Source organism: Vulcanisaeta souniana JCM 11219 (assembly GCF_026000775.1).
Taxonomy (GTDB): Archaea; Thermoproteota; Thermoprotei; order Thermoproteales; family Thermocladiaceae; genus Vulcanisaeta; species Vulcanisaeta souniana.
This window is the reverse complement of the sequence record NZ_AP026830.1, coordinates 2,346,164-2,362,961: the sequence shown is the minus strand read 5'-3', so window position 1 is coordinate 2,362,961 and position 16,798 is coordinate 2,346,164. Positions and strand designations below refer to the sequence as shown.

Annotated in this window: 21 protein-coding genes and 1 tRNA gene; 11 read left to right on the top strand and 11 right to left on the bottom strand. The window is 44.4% G+C overall.

The features are described from left to right. Positions 1-26 precede the first annotated feature (26 nt). From Vsou_RS12915 to Vsou_RS12895, 5 genes are all read right to left on the bottom strand, one after another. Positions 27-2,693 carry an ABC transporter substrate-binding protein gene (locus Vsou_RS12915; RefSeq protein ID WP_188603206.1) on the bottom strand — a complete coding sequence of 889 codons (2,667 nt, stop codon included), beginning with the start codon at positions 2,691-2,693 and terminating at the stop codon, positions 27-29. Between the two features lie 24 nt (positions 2,694-2,717). After that, the gene (locus Vsou_RS12910; RefSeq protein WP_188603205.1) at positions 2,718-3,206 is read right to left on the bottom strand and encodes a hypothetical protein; all 489 of its coding nucleotides are present in this window, start codon (positions 3,204-3,206) and stop codon (positions 2,718-2,720) included. A gap of 23 nt (positions 3,207-3,229) precedes the next feature. After that, positions 3,230-3,385, bottom strand: a complete 156-nt coding sequence (locus Vsou_RS12905; protein WP_054844433.1) for a 50S ribosomal protein L39e — start codon at positions 3,383-3,385, stop codon at positions 3,230-3,232. A gap of 5 nt (positions 3,386-3,390) precedes the next feature. Beyond that, positions 3,391-3,756, bottom strand: coding sequence for a DNA-binding protein (locus Vsou_RS12900; RefSeq protein ID WP_054844429.1), 366 nt, complete (start codon positions 3,754-3,756; stop codon positions 3,391-3,393). A gap of 67 nt (positions 3,757-3,823) precedes the next feature. Next, complete coding sequence (locus tag Vsou_RS12895) at positions 3,824-4,306, bottom strand: 30S ribosomal protein S19e (RefSeq protein ID WP_054844430.1); 483 nt, start codon at positions 4,304-4,306, stop codon at positions 3,824-3,826. A gap of 59 nt (positions 4,307-4,365) precedes the next feature. On the opposite strand from Vsou_RS12895, the gene Vsou_RS12890 reads away from it, so the two are divergent. The 9 genes from Vsou_RS12890 to Vsou_RS12850 all read left to right on the top strand — a co-directional run bounded on the left by Vsou_RS12890 (position 4,366) and on the right by Vsou_RS12850 (position 9,123). Then, positions 4,366-4,545 carry a hypothetical protein gene (locus Vsou_RS12890; protein WP_188603204.1) on the top strand — a complete coding sequence of 60 codons (180 nt, stop codon included), beginning with the start codon at positions 4,366-4,368 and terminating at the stop codon, positions 4,543-4,545. 124 nt (positions 4,546-4,669) lie between these two features. Beyond that, on the top strand, positions 4,670-5,008 hold the full coding sequence (locus tag Vsou_RS12885) for a transcription factor S (RefSeq protein WP_188603203.1): 339 nt from the start codon (positions 4,670-4,672) through the stop codon (positions 5,006-5,008). A 72-nt stretch (positions 5,009-5,080) separates the two neighbouring features. Then, positions 5,081-5,836: a proliferating cell nuclear antigen (pcna) gene (gene pcn / locus Vsou_RS12880; RefSeq protein ID WP_188603252.1), complete on the top strand. Its 756-nt coding sequence runs from the start codon at positions 5,081-5,083 to the stop codon at positions 5,834-5,836. Between the two features lie 68 nt (positions 5,837-5,904). Beyond that, positions 5,905-6,948, top strand: a complete 1,044-nt coding sequence (gene priS / locus Vsou_RS12875; protein WP_188603202.1) for a DNA primase catalytic subunit PriS — start codon at positions 5,905-5,907, stop codon at positions 6,946-6,948. Then, a complete protein-coding gene (locus Vsou_RS12870; RefSeq protein WP_229709806.1) occupies positions 6,932-7,441 on the top strand; it encodes a hypothetical protein in 510 nt (169 codons plus the stop codon). Before priS ends, Vsou_RS12870 begins: the two co-directional genes overlap by 17 nt. A gap of 47 nt (positions 7,442-7,488) precedes the next feature. Continuing rightward, positions 7,489-7,773, top strand: a complete 285-nt coding sequence (locus tag Vsou_RS12865) for a 50S ribosomal protein L44e (protein ID WP_054844472.1) — start codon at positions 7,489-7,491, stop codon at positions 7,771-7,773. Positions 7,774-7,783: 10 nt separating this feature from the next. Further along, a complete protein-coding gene (locus Vsou_RS12860) occupies positions 7,784-7,990 on the top strand; it encodes a 30S ribosomal protein S27e (protein WP_188603200.1) in 207 nt (68 codons plus the stop codon). 41 nt (positions 7,991-8,031) lie between these two features. After that, the gene (locus Vsou_RS12855; RefSeq protein WP_188603199.1) at positions 8,032-8,883 is read left to right on the top strand and encodes a translation initiation factor IF-2 subunit alpha; all 852 of its coding nucleotides are present in this window, start codon (positions 8,032-8,034) and stop codon (positions 8,881-8,883) included. Positions 8,884-8,898: 15 nt separating this feature from the next. Continuing rightward, entirely contained in the window at positions 8,899-9,123 is a 225-nt protein-coding gene (locus Vsou_RS12850; RefSeq protein WP_054844471.1) for an RNA-protein complex protein Nop10, read from the top strand. Positions 9,124-9,132: 9 nt separating this feature from the next. Here Vsou_RS12850 and Vsou_RS12845 read toward each other — a convergent pair whose 3' ends face one another. Beyond that, positions 9,133-11,496, bottom strand: coding sequence for an STT3 domain-containing protein (locus tag Vsou_RS12845; RefSeq protein ID WP_188603198.1), 2,364 nt, complete (start codon positions 11,494-11,496; stop codon positions 9,133-9,135). Between the two features lie 87 nt (positions 11,497-11,583). Between Vsou_RS12845 and Vsou_RS12840 the strand changes: the two genes are divergently transcribed. Together Vsou_RS12840 and Vsou_RS12835 are read left to right on the top strand one after the other, a co-directional pair. Then, entirely contained in the window at positions 11,584-12,390 is an 807-nt protein-coding gene (locus Vsou_RS12840; RefSeq protein WP_188603197.1) for an aldose 1-epimerase, read from the top strand. 39 nt (positions 12,391-12,429) lie between these two features. Continuing rightward, positions 12,430-12,507 (top strand) — tRNA-Arg (locus tag Vsou_RS12835). Positions 12,508-12,674: 167 nt separating this feature from the next. Here Vsou_RS12835 and Vsou_RS13335 read toward each other — a convergent pair. The 5 genes from Vsou_RS13335 to Vsou_RS12815 form a co-directional block, all read right to left on the bottom strand. After that, positions 12,675-12,806: a hypothetical protein gene (locus Vsou_RS13335; RefSeq protein WP_308419822.1), complete on the bottom strand. Its 132-nt coding sequence runs from the start codon at positions 12,804-12,806 to the stop codon at positions 12,675-12,677. A 186-nt stretch (positions 12,807-12,992) separates the two neighbouring features. Next, entirely contained in the window at positions 12,993-13,145 is a 153-nt protein-coding gene (locus tag Vsou_RS13330; RefSeq protein WP_308419821.1) for a hypothetical protein, read from the bottom strand. Between the two features lie 46 nt (positions 13,146-13,191). Then, entirely contained in the window at positions 13,192-14,160 is a 969-nt protein-coding gene (locus tag Vsou_RS12825) for a sulfite exporter TauE/SafE family protein (protein ID WP_188603196.1), read from the bottom strand. Positions 14,161-14,170: 10 nt separating this feature from the next. Next, a complete protein-coding gene (locus Vsou_RS12820; RefSeq protein ID WP_188603195.1) occupies positions 14,171-15,586 on the bottom strand; it encodes a TSUP family transporter in 1,416 nt (471 codons plus the stop codon). Positions 15,587-15,987: 401 nt separating this feature from the next. Further along, positions 15,988-16,701, bottom strand: a complete 714-nt coding sequence (locus Vsou_RS12815) for a hypothetical protein (RefSeq protein WP_188603194.1) — start codon at positions 16,699-16,701, stop codon at positions 15,988-15,990. Positions 16,702-16,798 lie beyond the last annotated feature (97 nt).

The following is a 16,798-nucleotide window of genomic DNA, read 5'->3' as shown; positions in this document are numbered from 1 at the left end:
CAACGAAGATCATTTGACAAAATTAATCACTTCCTCCTTCTAGTAGCCAGCCATACACCGATTATTATTATAATTACAACTATTATCACTATCACGGCTATTAATAGCGCTGAGCTTGTTGCAGTAGTTTTGGTCGTAGTCGTAGTGGTCGTTGTTGGCGGTGGCGCTACTGTTAGTGAGGTTACGTATTGCACGGGTGCCTTTACAAGGTTAGTGAATGTAAATAGTTCTAGTTCATAACTTCCAGGCGTTAATGTAGCCGTTACATTGCTCGGTATTGTTATTGTTAATGTACCTGGTGTTGTTGATGAGGCAAGTGTTTCATAAAGTATCTGCCCATTCGCCGGGTTAATTAGGTATACATAGGCCTCTGGGTTTCCGAAAGCACTTACGCTCACTGTTAACGTTACTGTGGTATTGGCTGTTATTGATGATGGAGATACAGAGGTTACGCTTGTAACTAGGTTCGAGGGCACTGATGTAATACCCGACCTAGTGAATATCTGATTGAACCAGTATGTGTAGTTATACGGGTAACCGCTCCAGCTGACGAGTACAGCCGACTGTGGCGTTACTGTAGTTATGCTCTTGAGTATGTATGGACCGTTACTAATCCAGAAGTTACCATAGGTATTGTAAAAGCTCAGCGCATCCTCATAGTCCTGAATAGCCGTTGCGGTAGCATTAGAGCCAAGGAAGTTCTGGCCATTTATTATAGCCCATGAACCATTATCCCAAATATACCCAATCTTAATCCAGTTCTGCAGCACACCTGCCACGTACTGATTAAACTGCGGCGATCTAAAGTCTCCTGTTGATATACTCAGTGACTGAGCCTCAGGTTCATCAAAGGCGTACTTACCCTGCTGATAGGCATAAAACTCAATGGCTTGGTCAACCCACGGGGTGGTGAATGTTGGAAAACCTGGAGCATAATAAGCGGCTACGAAGTTAGGGTCGGGGAACCAGTAGTTACCGTAAACAACGACTGTACCGTTCGGGAAGAACTGAATACCAACTATAGTACTCACGCCTGGTGCCAATGCGCTACCAATGTCGCTTGCAGTGCCCTGGTTAGGGCCTAGGTCTGGCGCGCCAGTAGTTGTTGTGGCTGCTAGGTCAAACCACGTGTAGTAGGTAAAGATTACGTCGGCCATGCTTATTGGTTGGCCATCCTGCCAGTACTGACCAAGCCAAGTACCATTGAAATACAGGTAAACAACCGACCTGGCATACTGACCAGGCCCAACATCCTGCCACTTCTCAGCTGTTGCATTCCAAATCACTGCATTGGGCGGCACCGGGTATATTGCTGAACCATTCGGGCTAATTATCGCATTCCAAGCACCCCTATAGGGCATTGGCTCAGTAGTTAATGGGTTGTAGTAGTAGAATGGGTCGCTCGTGAACTCCTGAATAACATCAGAGGAGTAAGTATCTAGTTCAATGTACCACCCGAAGGTGTTCCATGGGAATTCGCTTACATGGAACATACCTACATTGAGTGTGTTGGGGTGTGTTGTTGAGTACGCGAACTTTATGCCTAGAGGCCACTCGAGACCAAATATACTTGGCATGTAGTTTGTCAGGTTCTGTATCGGGTATGGATATATCGCAGCCACCAGCCATACCCTAACCGCCTGCTGGAAGCAATCATATAAAGCGGTTTCTGAGTAGCTATCAAACTGTTGCGCTGACGTGAAGTTGCTTTCTGTGACCCACCTACTTAATTTATCAATAGTTGAATTGGTGTACTGCCAGAAGCCTGGAACGCCCCAACCAGGCATATAACCATACCATGATGCACAGAACGCCGCACCAGCTAGGGTATCCCAGGTCTCCGGAGTTATTGTCCAGGCTTCAGTATATATTTGCCATTCTAATTGTGTTGGGTTTGAGCCGTAGACTATTGTTAATGCTTCGGATAGGTCGCCGTATATTGGCTTAACAGTGAAGCCAATGCTCTGGAGTTCCGACATGAAGAACTGCCCAATGGCATATCTATATGGATCATCATTCCTAATGAAGAATATTATTGTGACAGGTTTAGGAGTCGTGCTGTTGAGCGGTATGTAGTACCACTGATGGTTAATGTATAGTATTCTGCCTACCCACGGGTTATACATGCCGTCGAAGTTCGGCGTTGTGTTTATTGCTTGGAAGAGGGCGAAGATTGATTGGTTGGCATAGGTTGGGTCATAGTGTATGTTTGCTTGAATAATCATTGATTGGACTAGGAGTTGGCTGTTTATTGCGTATGGACCAGGCCAATTATATATTGGTGTTGCATAGCCGGAGAATAACTGTGTTATAATACCGTGTCTATCGGCTATGTAATTCATCAAATACCTGAATTGCCAGTAGGCAAAGGGGTTAAAGGTTGTATTGCTTGGCGCTGGGTTGAAGAGTAAGTCAAAGGCGGAGGTTATTGATGGGCTGACCATTTGAATACCAGACGTAGAACTCAGTTGTGTTAGGACATTGGTTGGTAAGGCGAATGGGTTTAGGTAGATGTCGATTCTGCCTGAGGTAAAGTATTGGACGGCCTCAGTTGGTGTGACCTCGTATAGGTTAATTGTGGATGGTGTTGTTTGTTGTGCGCTGGCGACGAAACCCATTACTAGCAGTGCGGTTACTGTAGCTATTGTCATGAGTAGTAGTACGTGATTTATTGTTTTCCTTTGCGTAGGCATACCTTGCTTTTTCGGTTTAAGTTTTTAAATTTTTCCGCGTATATTAATTATTGATTTAATAAATCCAATTATTAATAATGCTATTATTAATATAAATAGTATTGTGAGAATAATTGTTAATACATTAATAACCTCTGGCCTATAAATGCCAAATATCGTAATTCGTCCCTGCCCTGTTGATGCTACGTTAAGTGTTGTGATGGTTGTGAAGTTGATTTCCCTTGATTGGTAGGGGCCTAGGCTTATGGCGTAGTATAGTGTTATTGATATGTTGGTCTCGGGTATCCATTTGATTATTGTTATGTTTGTATTGAGGTTACTATTATTCGTTTTCAATATGATGAATACTATGCTTGATGGATTTATTGTGAATGAATTGTTTATGGCGGGCCCGCTATAGTAGTAATTGACTTTGAAAGGGTTTAGTATTATGTATATGGCGAGTATGATTGTTATGACACCAATTATGTATGCACTAATTACGAATTTATTTCTGAGAATTTCACGAAACATTGAAGACACTAACCCAAAAACCCTTATACCTTAAGTTTTGTCCTTCTCCAGAGTCTCCTGGCTGGGTTTGTTAGAACTCTCCTATCGGTCTTTGCGGTTACCCAAATCGGCGGTGCCCTATTTGACTTACCAGCTGCCGCAAGCCTTAGTTTCCTGCCCAGTGGTTTATTCCTAGCCATGACCCTCACCTATACCTTATCCTGAACTCCCTATGGGTCTGTTTATAAATTGTTTCCAGTATCTTCTTGAGGTCTTCATCGGTGATGGGCACCTTGACCCTCCCTGACTGGGCTAGGGCTATTAATTGTTGCTCAAGGGCATCAACGAGCTCGGGCTTAACAACCCTTAGGTTATCAAGTCTTTCACGAGCTTCTGGCGTCAGTATCGCCCTGAGGGCAGCTCTTCTCTGTGCAGCTAGTTCCTGCCTTCTTCTTTCCTCCTCTGCCTGTCTTTGGAGCTCCTGGAGTTTCCTCTGTCTAATTGCCTCTAGGTCGTCTTGTCCGGTCTCTTGCCCTTCGTTTCCCTCATCGTAGTTTTCATCAATGGACATAACATGGCAGAACCAGCATACCTATTTATTAACCTTAAATCCCAATTTCTTATGATGTGAATGTGGGTTATTCCGTGGCCGTCTTTGGCGTTAAGTACTTGGTTAATTCTGGGCTTTTCTTGGTTAATTCCTTAAATATGTTGGCCGCTATTTTGTCAAGTAATGACTTACCCTGTGGTGTTACCACCCTGCCAGTCTTCACTTTTGTAACAAGGCCTGCGGTCTCCAGTTGATGCAGTATGTTCCTAATTATAGCGCCACCGGCCTTCCTGGTCCTCTCGCTCCTTGCGCCAGTGCCTATCTTAGCCCTGTAGCTAAAGGCCATTCTTAGGCTGCCAAGTCCCACTGGACCGTTCAAGTAGACCTTCCTCAGTATTGCCGCTGCCCTTATGTACCACCAATCATCCTGCATTGGTACTCTGTCCTTATTCGGGCCTGTCTTAACAAATAACGCCCAGTCCGGCGGCTTTACCTGAGGCACGTTTTCCTTTAGGTACTTGGCTAACTCCCTAATTAGTAGGTCCGCTGGTACGTCCCTAACACTGACCAAGGCTGATCAATTACGCGGGGTAATTAGGGTTAATAAGCATTTGCTGGATATGGCTAGCCGTGACCACGAGGTATGACAAGCCTTGCTCTTGGATTGATTTTTGTCTTTGGGGTTTTGTGGTATGTGGGTTTGCTGGGTATGTTGTGTACTTAAGTGGGGGTGGATTACCCAGGTGGGGCCTAGGTCAAGGGGGTAATGGGCCGGAGGCCTTGGCCAATGACCCACCGCCAGACGGGTAAAATAACCAAAGACCACTGACAATTAAGATGAAGACAACGAACCAACCCCAAGAACAAGGAAGAGGTCTGTCATTACCTAATAGCCAGAAGGCTTAATAAATAGGTTGCTTTGCGGGTTTGGGCAATGGCCATTAAGTTCTGCCCAAGATGCAGGAGTATGATGGTTTTAGCAAAGGAGGGTGGGAGGGCGTTTTGGAGGTGTCCGAAGTGTGGCTATACTGAGGAGGTTGATTCTGGTAATGCCAAGCTTGTTGAGAAGACGACGTTGAGTAAGAAGGATGATAAGCCAATAGTGCTGGCAAAGACTGGTGAGGAGGCGCTGCCGAAGGTTAGGAAGACTTGCCCAAAGTGCGGTAATGATGAGGCCTATTTCTGGGTTCAGCAGACCAGGGCTGCGGATGAACCGCCAACCAGGTTTTACAAGTGCACGAAATGTGGCCACGTATGGCGTGAGTACGAGTAAGGCGTGGCTAGAGATAATATTGTTTCTGTTAAGGATGTAGAGTTTATATTTAGGCGGCGGTTGAGTAATGCGATGTCTGAGGTTAAGATAACGTATCCAGACGCCAGGGAGTTCTTGCAGATAATAGATGCTGTGTCTGCGTTGATTGAGGAGGCGAACTTTACGTTAGCTAGTGACGGACTTAAGTTGAGGGCTTTAGATCCATCAAGGACGGCTATGATCGACTTATTGATACCCAGGGAGGCCTTTGAGGAATTTCCAGAAGGTCTCAATGAGGAAGTTAAGATTGGAGTTAACTTTGATGACTTCAAGAAGTTACTGAGGAGGATTAGGAAGGGTGATAAATTAAGTATGGAGGTGAGTGAAGGCAAGCTTAGGGTTAGGCTTGTTGGCAAGGCCTCAAGGACGATGACGCTACCGCTCATTGATATTGGTGCCGAGGAACTGCCAACACCAAAGGTGGTGTATACGGTATTGGCTAAGATATCCAGTGACTCATTGAATGAGGCTCTAAAGGATGCTGATGTTATTGCCGATGCTGTTAAGTTTGATGCAAAGGATGATGGTCTATATGTATCGGCGAGTAGTGATAAGGGTGATGTTGAGGTTAAGTTTGAGAGGGAGGGCGAGGTAATGTTCGAGTATGACCTAAAGGAACCAGCCACCGCCAAGTACAGCCTTGATTACCTGGTTGATACTATTTCAAGGGCCTACAGGATTAGTGATATAGTTACCGTGGAGTTTGCCACACAGAAGCCCATTGCATTAACGTTTGAGATACCCATGGGTGGTAAGTTAACATACTACATAGCGCCAATGATTGAGTAATACTAAAAACAATATGGTTATTAGGTGGTAAAAACAATTTTAATGATTACCGGTATGAGGCAATGGGCATGCCTGGCTTTATTGAATTGGTGAGGGTTTTATTTAGGAATTATTATAGGGGTATTGACCTGTCGGAGGTCAGCGATTTAGAGAGGAGGGAGTTTGGTTTTCAATTCCTAGATAAGGAGGGCATGATTAGGCATATTGGTTTTAGGGGCAGTGATGAGTTGAGACGGTACATAATAAACAATGTACCATCCCACATTTACTACTCGGCTGCCCTTTATGGGAATCCCACTAATCAGGACATGGATGCCAAGGATTGGTTGGGCGCTGACCTGGTCTTTGATATCGATGGTGATCACTTACCAACGCCTAATTGCCAGGGCGTTGAGCTAATGACTCTTGAGTGCCTAGGTGACGCAGCAGAGGAGGTTGGTAAACTCCTTGATTTTCTCATTGAGGACTTTGGTTTTTCTGACTCATCAATTAAAATTTTCTTCAGTGGGCATAGGGGTTACCATGTACATATTGAGTTACCCGATGTTAGGGGCTTGACTGATGAGGAGAGGAGGGAGATCGTTGATTACCTACTGCTTCGTGGCTTTGATATTGAGCACTTGATCAGGGGTAATGCAAGCCTTATTGACGCCAGATTGAGGGGTATCGGTGGCAGATTGGCTTCGGTTATTCACGAAGTAGATCCAGAGCTTCTGAATGAGCTTAGCGGAAGGAAGAGAGTGGGTAAGTACCTAGTTCGGAAGTTAAGTTCTCTCAATGCCATGATTAGTGAACGCCTCTCTGTTCATATTGACGAGGTGGTTACCATGGACATCCACAGGCTCATTAGAATGCCCAACTCGCTACATGGCAAGACAGGTCTTAAAGTCATTAGGATAAGTCCCAGTGAGCTGGAGCGCGGTGTCGAGTTCATTATAGATAAGGCTGTGCAGTTCAGGAAGGGTTCACTAACTATTAGGCTTGCTAGGAAGGTACCCGTTAGGAGGGTTCTTGGCGAGGAGATTAATGGTGATGAGGGTAGTATTATTAAGGTGCCCACATACATTGGTCTGTACCTAGTGATTAATGGTTGGGGTGAGTTGGTTGATTAATGATGCGCTTAAGAGGTTGGTGGATTTCGTAAAGCTTGAGGTAAGTACCGAGGAGCTTCAAAAACCACCCTACGAGTCATACGCCCAGATAATCCAGGAGTTAAACAATAGGTTATCAGTTGGGGGTAACGTACTTGATAAGGAGTTAGTTGAATCCACGAGGGCCATGATCAGGGAAACCCTAGCGGCGCTCATTAGGAGGAGGATTGAGAAGCTGATGAAGAGTTATGAGTTGGGTAGGGAGATTCCCGAGGGGTCATTGTTTGTGGAAGAGAGGAGGTTCTTCATGCCACTACTTGAATTGAGGGTTCTTGAGACGCCCAAGGGTGAAGCCCGGGAATTAGCAATTGTATCATTCAGGAAGGGATTTCCCGTGCTGTATAGTGTTCGCCTAGTGGCCCTTGGTCCCTTTTCCCAGTTTGACGTGGCGGCAATACCCAGGAGTGATGCTGGGGAGTTGCAACGTAGGGGTATAATTGATATTGTACGTTAATTAATGAAGGAGAAAATATAAAAGGGGCTTTATCCCGAGGATACTTCGTGAAGTTTCCCAAGGTTGTGAGGGTTTATTGCCCAAAGTGCAATACGTACACGGATCACTCAGTAACGATATACAGCCATGGAAAGAGGAGGAACCTATCCGAGGGACAGAGGAGGTACTTAAGGAAGCTTAAGGGCTATGGATCAAGCAGGAAACCAAAGCAGAAGAGGTTTTCCAAGACCACCAAGAAGGTTGTTGTTAAGCTTCAGTGCAGGCAGTGTGGTTATGTGGTTCTTAGGAAACTTGGTAGATTAAAGAAGGTTGAATTGGCTGAGACAAAGTGAGGTGGTGAGTATGCCCACTAACTGGCGTTCAATACTTGTTCCAAGGCCGAGGTCAAGGTTCCTAAGGGTTAGGTGCAACAACTGTGGTAATGAGCAGGTGGTCTTCGATAGACCAGCCATGGCAGTTAGGTGCCTGGTCTGCGGTAATGTTCTCATAGAACCAACGGGTGGCAGGGGTAGGATAGTTGGCGCCACCGTGGTCACCACATACGAATAAAACGAAAAAGTATTAAATTCACCCTGTCTTGCCAATGATTGATGAGTAAGAGAGAGGAGAGGGTAGATGATATCAAGAGGAATGTATTAACGGTTAGGATAGCCAGGAAGGAATTACCTGACATAGGTGAGCTCGTAGTTGGCACGGTATATAGAATACTGGAGCACGGCGTGTATGTACTGCTCGATGAGTATGGAGGCATGGAGGCCTACGCGCCAATTAATGAGGTTGTTCAGTCGTGGTTTCACGAGATTAAGGACTACCTAAGGCCCGGGCAGAAGACTGTATTTAGGGTTATTAGGGTTGATGCCAGGAGGAGACTAGTTGATGTTTCACTCAGGAAGGTTAGGGAGGAGGAGAAGAAGGAGAAGCTGACCAGATGGAAGAGAACGCTTAGGGGTGTTAAGCTCCTCGAACTTGTTGCAAAGAAGTTGAACATACCACTCGAAACGGCCCTTCGGGAATTTGGATGGAAACTTGAGGATTATTATGGTGATTTCCTATCGATTTTTGAGAATGTGGTTAAGTATGGACCTGACGACCTAAGGAAGCTGGGGCTTAGTGATAATGTTATTAATGCAATTGTGGAGGTTGCCAAGGAGAGGATTGAGGCAGAGCCTGTGGAGATCTCGGGTATCATTAGGATGATAAGCATAAAGCCTGATGGTGTTAAGCACGTTAGGGACGTGCTTTTAAAGGCAATGGATCTGGCAAAGAAGGAGGGCGCCGACGGCATTAGGATATACACAATAGGTCCACCTAGGTATAGGGTGGATATTGTTGGTAAGGACCCAAAGAAACTAGAGCAAATACTAAAGGATGTGGTTAACCTAGTAAGTACAGAAATAAAGAAGAGGGGCGGCGAGGCCAGTTTTACTAGGGTAGGCGAGTAACGTAGGTGAACTATTATGGACTCAATACTGAGGAGATGTAGGAACTGCGGTAGGTACACAATGAGGAAGGACAAGTGCCCATACTGTGGCGGCGAGCTCGAGGTGCCGCACCCACCTAAGTACTCGCCTGAGGATAGGTATGGTAGGCAAAGGCTGTTAATGAAGGTAATGAGCGGGAGGATTAAACTAAGCCGGGATATAATGGATGCATTAATTTCAGGGCATTCAAGTAAGCAATAGTCAGTGATTTTAGGGAGTCGAAAGCGTTTGGTTATGCGCCAATGCCTCCAATAATGCATAGTTTACCTTATATATTATCACCCAACCATATGGTCTAGAGACATAGACTAATTGAGCCCAGGGTGGTGGTGAGGAAAGGAGTGGCGACGGTATGCCGGCATAGTTAGACAGTATGCTTTGATACATAAGTTTTATAGTATATGATGAACCACTGGTTGTTGGGATCACCGTTGGTATGCTTTCAAATATCCAATACGTTGGTATACCATTCATTGTACATGTCAGCCATACCGAATATGATGCGCTGGATACTTCGGAGTTAAACATTAAGTCATACAAGGTGACATTATACGCTGCGGAATAGCCTTCCAATGTGTTGTTGACTACTGTTATGTTGGAATAAGGTAAGTAAATATATGATGAGCCTAGCTTCACGGGTTCTATGAATGTGTTTCCTATGTAGCTACTTGAGTAACCGGCTATACTAGCCATCCAATAACTCTTTGCAAAGTCACCGCCTGCTGGGTACTCAGGTATGAGGATGCACATCGAGCTTGATCCTAAACCCGTATTCGTAGCATTCACAGGTCCATATATGTAGTATGGCTCGAATATTAGTATGTACTGTGGGTCATGAAGTTTATTCAGATCCTCCAGGACACCCGTGTAGTTGTATGGGTTAGACATGAAGAACCTACCTATTAGCGCTATTTGCGTGCTGTTTACTGTTGAGTTATCGGCTAGGCTTGTCCTGTTCCCTATGATCGAGATCCAATAACCGTAATCCCACCATGAGAGTACGGTGGCGTTGGGCGGCGTGTTATAGGATAGCCATTGAAGTGCATCAAGCCAGTCGGGCGTTGGATACGGCGGTGATACCGTACTAACTATTTGTTGAGGCATTATGGACATTGATAGCGCGGGTTGTATGTTAATCACGAGGGCTATGGCGAGTATGACACTAAATAGGGCCGCTAGGGAAATACCAATCAATGCGCGCCTATTCAATACAAGTTCTGTGAGTTTTACGAAACCGTATGCTGCAGCAGGTACCCAGAATAACCCAAGGAGCATGAATAGCCAAACCTCGGATGACGCGAAGTACGCAGCCGCCAAGGACCCAAGGCCAATTAGTACTGCTGGTAGTGAGAGTGACATTATGGAAAGGAGTATTGTGTATATTACGAATGGTATCGTTATTGAGACATTGTACATACTCTGCTGGAGCGTTGATGGAGAATGCTCAGCAACGCTCTGTACGATGGCGCTCCTGGCAAGTGGCGCTATGGCGCCAAGGAACTTACCACCTATTGAAGTGAAGCTTAATCCGATGACTACGGCAACAAGTACAACAATGGCGACTAGGAAGTACCTGACCACGGGCACCATGATCCTTGGATACCTTGGATATAATTTAATTAGTGCATAGGCTATTATTGAGAATAGTAGGGCTGCATTGGCTACGCCGCCCATTCCAGATATCAGTGTGTGGAAGCCGTACCTTGGTGTTATTGCTACGAAGGCTGAGAACCCAAGGTCAGTGAGTACGTAGGTTATCACAAGCTTGTCAATGGTGAAGGGCAGGTTCTGCCTCCTGGCTATCCTAATGAGCAGGTAAAGTAATACTATTATTGTGAATAATCCGTAGAAGTTCCATAGGAATACGTAGGAACCCCACACCCAAGTCGTTATTCCGTTGAATATTGCCGAAATTATTGCAAAGAGTATCCAGTAATTGTCCTTCCTCACTAAGGACTCGATATAGAAGGCAATGCCTAGGGTGGCTATGAATTGGAATATGGGCTCCGCGGCAAACCAACCTGCCGTGCCCCTCTGCAGGAACATAGTGGTGAATACAGACCATAGGGCTGCCAATATACCTACATACTTACCACCAAGCCTATAACCAAGGTAAAACATTGCCGGTACAACCGCAGCATTAGCTATTGCCGGGAGTAGAATAACTGATTGTAGTAGGTCGAAGCCGAAGTGTGATAGTACCTTGTAAGCGAGTACACCGAGCCAGGAAACACCAGGTGACAATATGGTTGTCCAATTGGCTCCCCATGGGTACCAGAAGTGTGTGAATAATGCGCCGTAGCCCTTATGGAGCCACCAGAGGAGTCCCTTGATTGTTCCGTACTTAAGCATTTGTTCAGCCATGAAGAGCCTTATGTATGGGTCGAACTCGTTTATGTACCAGCCGTAAATCAGCACTGGGTATAACCTAACGTAGTAGGCCAGTAGTGTGAATGGCACTAGGGCCGACAGAAAAGCAAGCCACTGCGTGGCCCTCACATCAAGCGGAATACTGGGTATTGTTCGGGTAACTGGTTCCATCCTAGCTTTACTAACGGCCTTTGCCTTGCTCATTACGGCTTGATTAAATAATCAATTTAAAAGTATTTTTCACAGACCGAGTACGAAAAACAAATTAGCAAGCCATAATAAAATAACACCGTGAGGTGCCTCGAAGTAGGCGGTTACGTCTCTAGAGCTGTCATATGCAATAGGGGCGCGTACTTACTCGAGTGGTCGGTCTCAGGTAAGGACATAATACTACCTGGCGATCCTGACAGACCAACGTGGAGTGGCATAGCAATAATGATACCCTTCGCGAATAGGGTCAGGGATGGGGAGTATGAGTTTGAAGGAATAAAGTATTCGCTACCTAGGAATAAGGAGGGCCATGCAATTCATGGTCTTGTCTTAAACGAGGAATGGAGCGTAACATCCACCAGTGAGAACAGTATATCGCTCAAGCATGTTCTTAATCACCCTGGTTACCCAACGGAATTAACATCAATGGTCAAATACGCACTAGTTGAAGGAGGACTCGATGTTGAGTTCATTGTTAAAAATACGGGGCTCAGAGGTGCGCCTTTGGTAGTTGGTGCTCATCCATACTTCATAGCCTCTAATGACTGGAGGATAAATACCCAGGGGAAAGCATTAATGTGTGAAACAATTAATAAAATACCAACCGGTAAATTAATACCATTTAACCTAAACATCATGGGAAGGAGAGAATTTGATGACTGCTTCCTAATTAATGGAGACATAACACTGGAGTCCCAACATTCGGCGATCAAGATCATAAGGCAGGGCATGCCTTACGTTCAGATATTCACGGGAGTGCCTAACGCCATAGCAATAGAACCAATGAGTGGAACACCGGATGCATATCACAATGGCATGGGACTAACCATAATAAGACCAGGTGAGGAAAAGGCATTTAGCTTCGCAATAAGGGTACTAAGGGCCTAGACGAGAAAAGCTAAAAAACCAAGTAACTAATCATACCAAGGCCCCGTAGCTCAGCATGGATAGAGCGGCGGCCTTCTAAGCCGTAGGTCGTGGGTTCGAATCCCACCGGGGCCGCCAGTTCTGCGTTCAGTGTATTAAGTGAAGTTACGTAAATCAATCTATCTCTCAACCAGTGTATTAATGATGGGTGGTTGATGTTTCTGGCTGCTGATTAGTAATGAAACCTTGCCAGTATGGCTAAAGAATTGAGCCGTCACATTATCGGCAACTATGAAAAACGCTCATCAAGTCTCACTCGGGTTCTTCGAAATTTTACTCATTTTATTTACCAATTCAAGCACGGCCTCCCTATGCGTTTCAAAGCCTTCCCTGGTCATGAAGTTGTGGTAGAAGTTTGCATGAAGTCTCTCGACCATGCTGAAGTTAGTTAGGATCGATTTATCATTAATCTATTTATGCAGTCTTTCAATTATTACGTAGTAATCCCTATGACTGTAGATTCTCTTGCCTCAGTAATGGCGTTTAACAAAGCCACCACGGCACCCAATACCTATCACTGGTCTGGGCTGGGTTACCCTTGGTATGCATCTCTTCGGCTGACTTTAAGTAATCCTCATGAAGCTTAAGTAAATCTCAATTCTACGATGCGGATCAAGCTTCTCTGTAATTAAATCGATTATGAATTCCTCGATATTCCTATCACCAGCTAGCTCCTTCAGTAGCTCCGCTATTATGGATGATAACGTTAATGTCATGGATTAAGGAATTATTTAACGTAAATTAATAAACCTTAACCGTATATTAATCATTAATGTATTTACGCAATGCAAATAGTATTCCCAGTGTTATTATTAGTACCATGAACGACGTTACATACTCAATGCCTGTTGGCAATACGAAGATCCCTCCCCTCTTCAATCCAGATAGTAGCATTCTGTATGCTAGGTATGAGAATATTGAGAGCAGTAGTATCTTTATTGTGGATCCCCTGGCCTTGGGTAGTATGTGCGTTGATATGTTTGCGCCAATCACTATGCCTATCACTGATGCCATGGCCATGAACGGCTGTATATAACCAAAGAACCAGTAAAGTGTTCCGCTGGTTGCCGCCGTGGCCCCGACTATTAGGTTGCTGGTTGCTGAAGCAACCTTTATCGGCATCTCGGCAGCCCAGTACAGGGCTAGCATGTTTATTGGCCCGCCTCCGATCCCAAGGAGGCCCGATATCACGCCTCCAAAGAGCATAACTCCCCATGCCTTGAGTAGGTTGCTTCTTCGTATTCCGTAGTTCACATAGACCTTCAGGGCCTGGTCCAGGTAGGACCCGGTGACTACGTAGGAATCCCTTACGTCTACTGGTAATGCCGTTACCACGTGTTGCTTGGGCCTTGCCACGAGGGCCATTGCCATGTACATGACACCACTAAACACTAGGTAAAGGATCCAGTTATAGCCCGAGTTTATTATGTGGTACGCCATCAACGACCCCATTATGGCTCCAGTGGTGCCTGCTGAGGATAATGCTATGAAAACCTTAGTGTTTGGTAAGCCCATCCTCAGGAACCTGGAGCCAGCCATTATTGACGTGGATATTGCAGACACGAGACTAATGCCGGCGGAGTACTGTATTGGCAGGTTAAGCAGAATTGTTAATAGTGGCGTTAGTATAACGGCACCACCGAGCCCAAGTAGTCCCCCGAGTATGCCAGCTCCTAAGCCACAAACTGCTATTAAGCCCAGGTTTGCCAGGGCTTGGGTAACTACATACATTTTAAGCACCCTACACATGAAGTATTATTACCGGAAGTACGAATATTGCGAGGAACAGGTTGACCAGGGTTATTGCTGCAAGTACTGTATATAGTACATCTCTCTCCATGGCGAACCTAGCGAGGTTTAGTGAAACCATGATCACCGGTATTGCTATTAAAACCAATAACCCTGTTAGCATTAGGCTTAGCCCATCAAGCCTTAAATCACCAACAACAACGCTCATTATCGATATTGCCGAGGTATCAACATGTCCATTGGGATCAACGATCTTATTAAGCGGTATTCCCAATCCACCACCATGAACAAAGATGAGTATAAGACCGAGAATTAATAGCGCGATACTTATGAAGACGCCGTACTTAAGGAGATTACTCGTTATATTTATGAACTTAAGCTCAATCTTTCCCGGATTCTCCTGCTGAGCCTGGTAAATACTCAGCGTCATGTCTTGGGTTTCCTGGTACTTGTACGTGAATACGAAGTAGAGGGAAATTATTATTATCGATGCGAATACTGCAGCCACTATGTTTCTTTCCATTGACGTTATCGGCAGCATGCCCTCCCTACCGAGACCCCTAAGAACCATCCTAAAGCCCAAATAAGCCAGTATCGATACAAAGACCCACCTAACCTGCCTATTGGTCACGTACATGAGCATCCTAGTGCCAATCCTCGAACCAAGCAGGACACCAATCGCCGTGCATGCAGCTATGAATGGACTTATGTACCCAAAGAACCAATATAGCGAGCCGCTAGTCGCCGCTGTCACTCCTATCATGAAGTTACTCGTTGTTGTACTCACCTTCATGGGCAAGTTCATTCCCCAATCCATGGCAAGGACCTTAAGGGCCCCACTACCAATACCCAATAACCCACTAATGAAGCCAGCGAAGAGCATGATAAGCCAGCCGAGCCACCAACGAACACCCCAATACTTATACCAAATCTTTAGTGCTGGGTCATAGCACACTCCATAGAGTTTGAAGACCTTGGTTGTTCGATCCGGGTCCCTTAGTGGCGGTAATTCACAAGTGCTCCTTTGCACCGTTGGCACTATTGAAGCCAGTAGTACTACGCCAAATATTACATATATGATCCAAGTGAGGCCGTGTGCATATACGAAATTTGCTGTTAATGAACCTATTATTGCACCCGTGGTTGTTGCGGTGACTAGGCTAATGCCTATCCTGTCATTGGCTAGTCTCTTCTTGACATATACACTGGCTGAGCCGGCTGATGTGGATATTGTCGATATTAATGCGGAGCCCGTGGCGTATATTATTGGTACGCTCAGGAACAACGTTAATACTGGCGTTAAAACAACGCCACCGCCAAGCCCAGCCAGGGCACCGAGTAAGCCAGCCACAATACCTGCGATTACGAATTCCAGCATCTTTAGTAGATCGAATATTACGGTGATCATCAGTCAAAAACTTGACTTCACGATATATAAACATTATTACACGTATTATCACGTTTTATGTAAAATAATTTAATAATCTATTCAGAAATAAATAAATAACTTTCAATTATATTACACATATTTCTTAACAGATACCTATAAAAATTAAATTAATAAGGGAATAGAATATAAAAGTATAAAAATAGCTTCAATAATAAGCCAATAAGCTTATTTATATCCATTTATATACAAGACCTATTAAGCATTGGTTTTGTCCTGTCATTAATTACAAAATTAGCAAATAAGTAGTAGGGCGTTACTACCATGAATTACTGCCAGGTTATTGATGTTAGTAGATTATTTGTCTTGGTAATTCAATATTATTATAGAAATGGATGAAGCTGCCTTACATGGATTCATTATTAACTTAACTTAATTATAGTGTTCGTTAATGAGACGTCCCTAAGAAGTCCTAAGTAGAAATAATCCTCATTGGCTTCAATGACTATTAAATATTCATTGGGTGAGAGCCTTCTTAATACTTCATTAACTATGAAGTACTGCGTATATGAAGGCTTCCTTAACTCATTACTAAGAACCCACTTCCTCAACCCACTGTAGAAATCAGTGATTGAAGCAACAACATGCTTAGACAACTCGTTTAAGACCTTATCAACCTCCCTATCATCCTTAAACTTATTCCTAAATAACCCAATCACTGTATTATTATTCATAATCTCATCGTAGGCCCAGACAATGTGATCAAGGACATGCCTGCATATGAAGTAATCCTTGAAAAACCTCAATGTACCTATGATTAAATCTATATAATCAGTGATTAATCGTTCCCTATCCTTAACATTACTCATTCTCCTGCCAAGGCTTAGGGAATCCTTTTCATGCATGTCCAGGTAATCCTTAATTCGTGTTACCGAGGGGCTTATTACGGCTAGGTCAATTATGTATGTAGTGGGAATTACCACGCCTTTCTCTATTTTGATTAATTGCTCCGTAGGAACTAAGTGAATTTTAACGAATAAGTCAGCCTTCTCTCTAATTAATGAATTAGGCTCGAATAGTTTAACCTTAGTTATTGCATTATCAATAATATTATTTATTATGCTTGCATTGCTCACAATAATATTTATGTAAAAGTATTTATTAATACTATTCCACAATGCACGTGAAATATGGCATGATAATGCTGTACCCAGGGACGATCAATATAAACCT

What these genes read in the sequence shown, in the direction of transcription:
- Vsou_RS12915 (WP_188603206.1), bottom strand. Translation starts at nt 2,693, where the DNA reads ATGCCTACGCAAAGGAAAACAATAAATCACGTACTACTACTCATGACA.
- Vsou_RS12910 (WP_188603205.1), bottom strand. Translation starts at nt 3,206, where the DNA reads ATGTTTCGTGAAATTCTCAGAAATAAATTCGTAATTAGTGCATACATA.
- Vsou_RS12905 (WP_054844433.1), bottom strand. Translation starts at nt 3,385, where the DNA reads ATGGCTAGGAATAAACCACTGGGCAGGAAACTAAGGCTTGCGGCAGCT.
- Vsou_RS12900 (WP_054844429.1), bottom strand. Translation starts at nt 3,756, where the DNA reads ATGTCCATTGATGAAAACTACGATGAGGGAAACGAAGGGCAAGAGACC.
- Vsou_RS12885 (WP_188603203.1), top strand. Translation starts at nt 4,670, where the DNA reads ATGGCCATTAAGTTCTGCCCAAGATGCAGGAGTATGATGGTTTTAGCA.
- pcn (WP_188603252.1), top strand. Translation starts at nt 5,081, where the DNA reads ATGTCTGAGGTTAAGATAACGTATCCAGACGCCAGGGAGTTCTTGCAG.
- priS (WP_188603202.1), top strand. Translation starts at nt 5,905, where the DNA reads ATGCCTGGCTTTATTGAATTGGTGAGGGTTTTATTTAGGAATTATTAT.
- Vsou_RS12860 (WP_188603200.1), top strand. Translation starts at nt 7,784, where the DNA reads ATGCCCACTAACTGGCGTTCAATACTTGTTCCAAGGCCGAGGTCAAGG.
- Vsou_RS12855 (WP_188603199.1), top strand. Translation starts at nt 8,032, where the DNA reads ATGAGTAAGAGAGAGGAGAGGGTAGATGATATCAAGAGGAATGTATTA.
- Vsou_RS12850 (WP_054844471.1), top strand. Translation starts at nt 8,899, where the DNA reads ATGGACTCAATACTGAGGAGATGTAGGAACTGCGGTAGGTACACAATG.
- Vsou_RS12845 (WP_188603198.1), bottom strand. Translation starts at nt 11,496, where the DNA reads ATGAGCAAGGCAAAGGCCGTTAGTAAAGCTAGGATGGAACCAGTTACC.
- Vsou_RS13335 (WP_308419822.1), bottom strand. Translation starts at nt 12,806, where the DNA reads ATGGTCGAGAGACTTCATGCAAACTTCTACCACAACTTCATGACCAGG.
- Vsou_RS13330 (WP_308419821.1), bottom strand. Translation starts at nt 13,145, where the DNA reads ATGACATTAACGTTATCATCCATAATAGCGGAGCTACTGAAGGAGCTA.
- Vsou_RS12825 (WP_188603196.1), bottom strand. Translation starts at nt 14,160, where the DNA reads ATGTATGTAGTTACCCAAGCCCTGGCAAACCTGGGCTTAATAGCAGTT.
- Vsou_RS12820 (WP_188603195.1), bottom strand. Translation starts at nt 15,586, where the DNA reads ATGATCACCGTAATATTCGATCTACTAAAGATGCTGGAATTCGTAATC.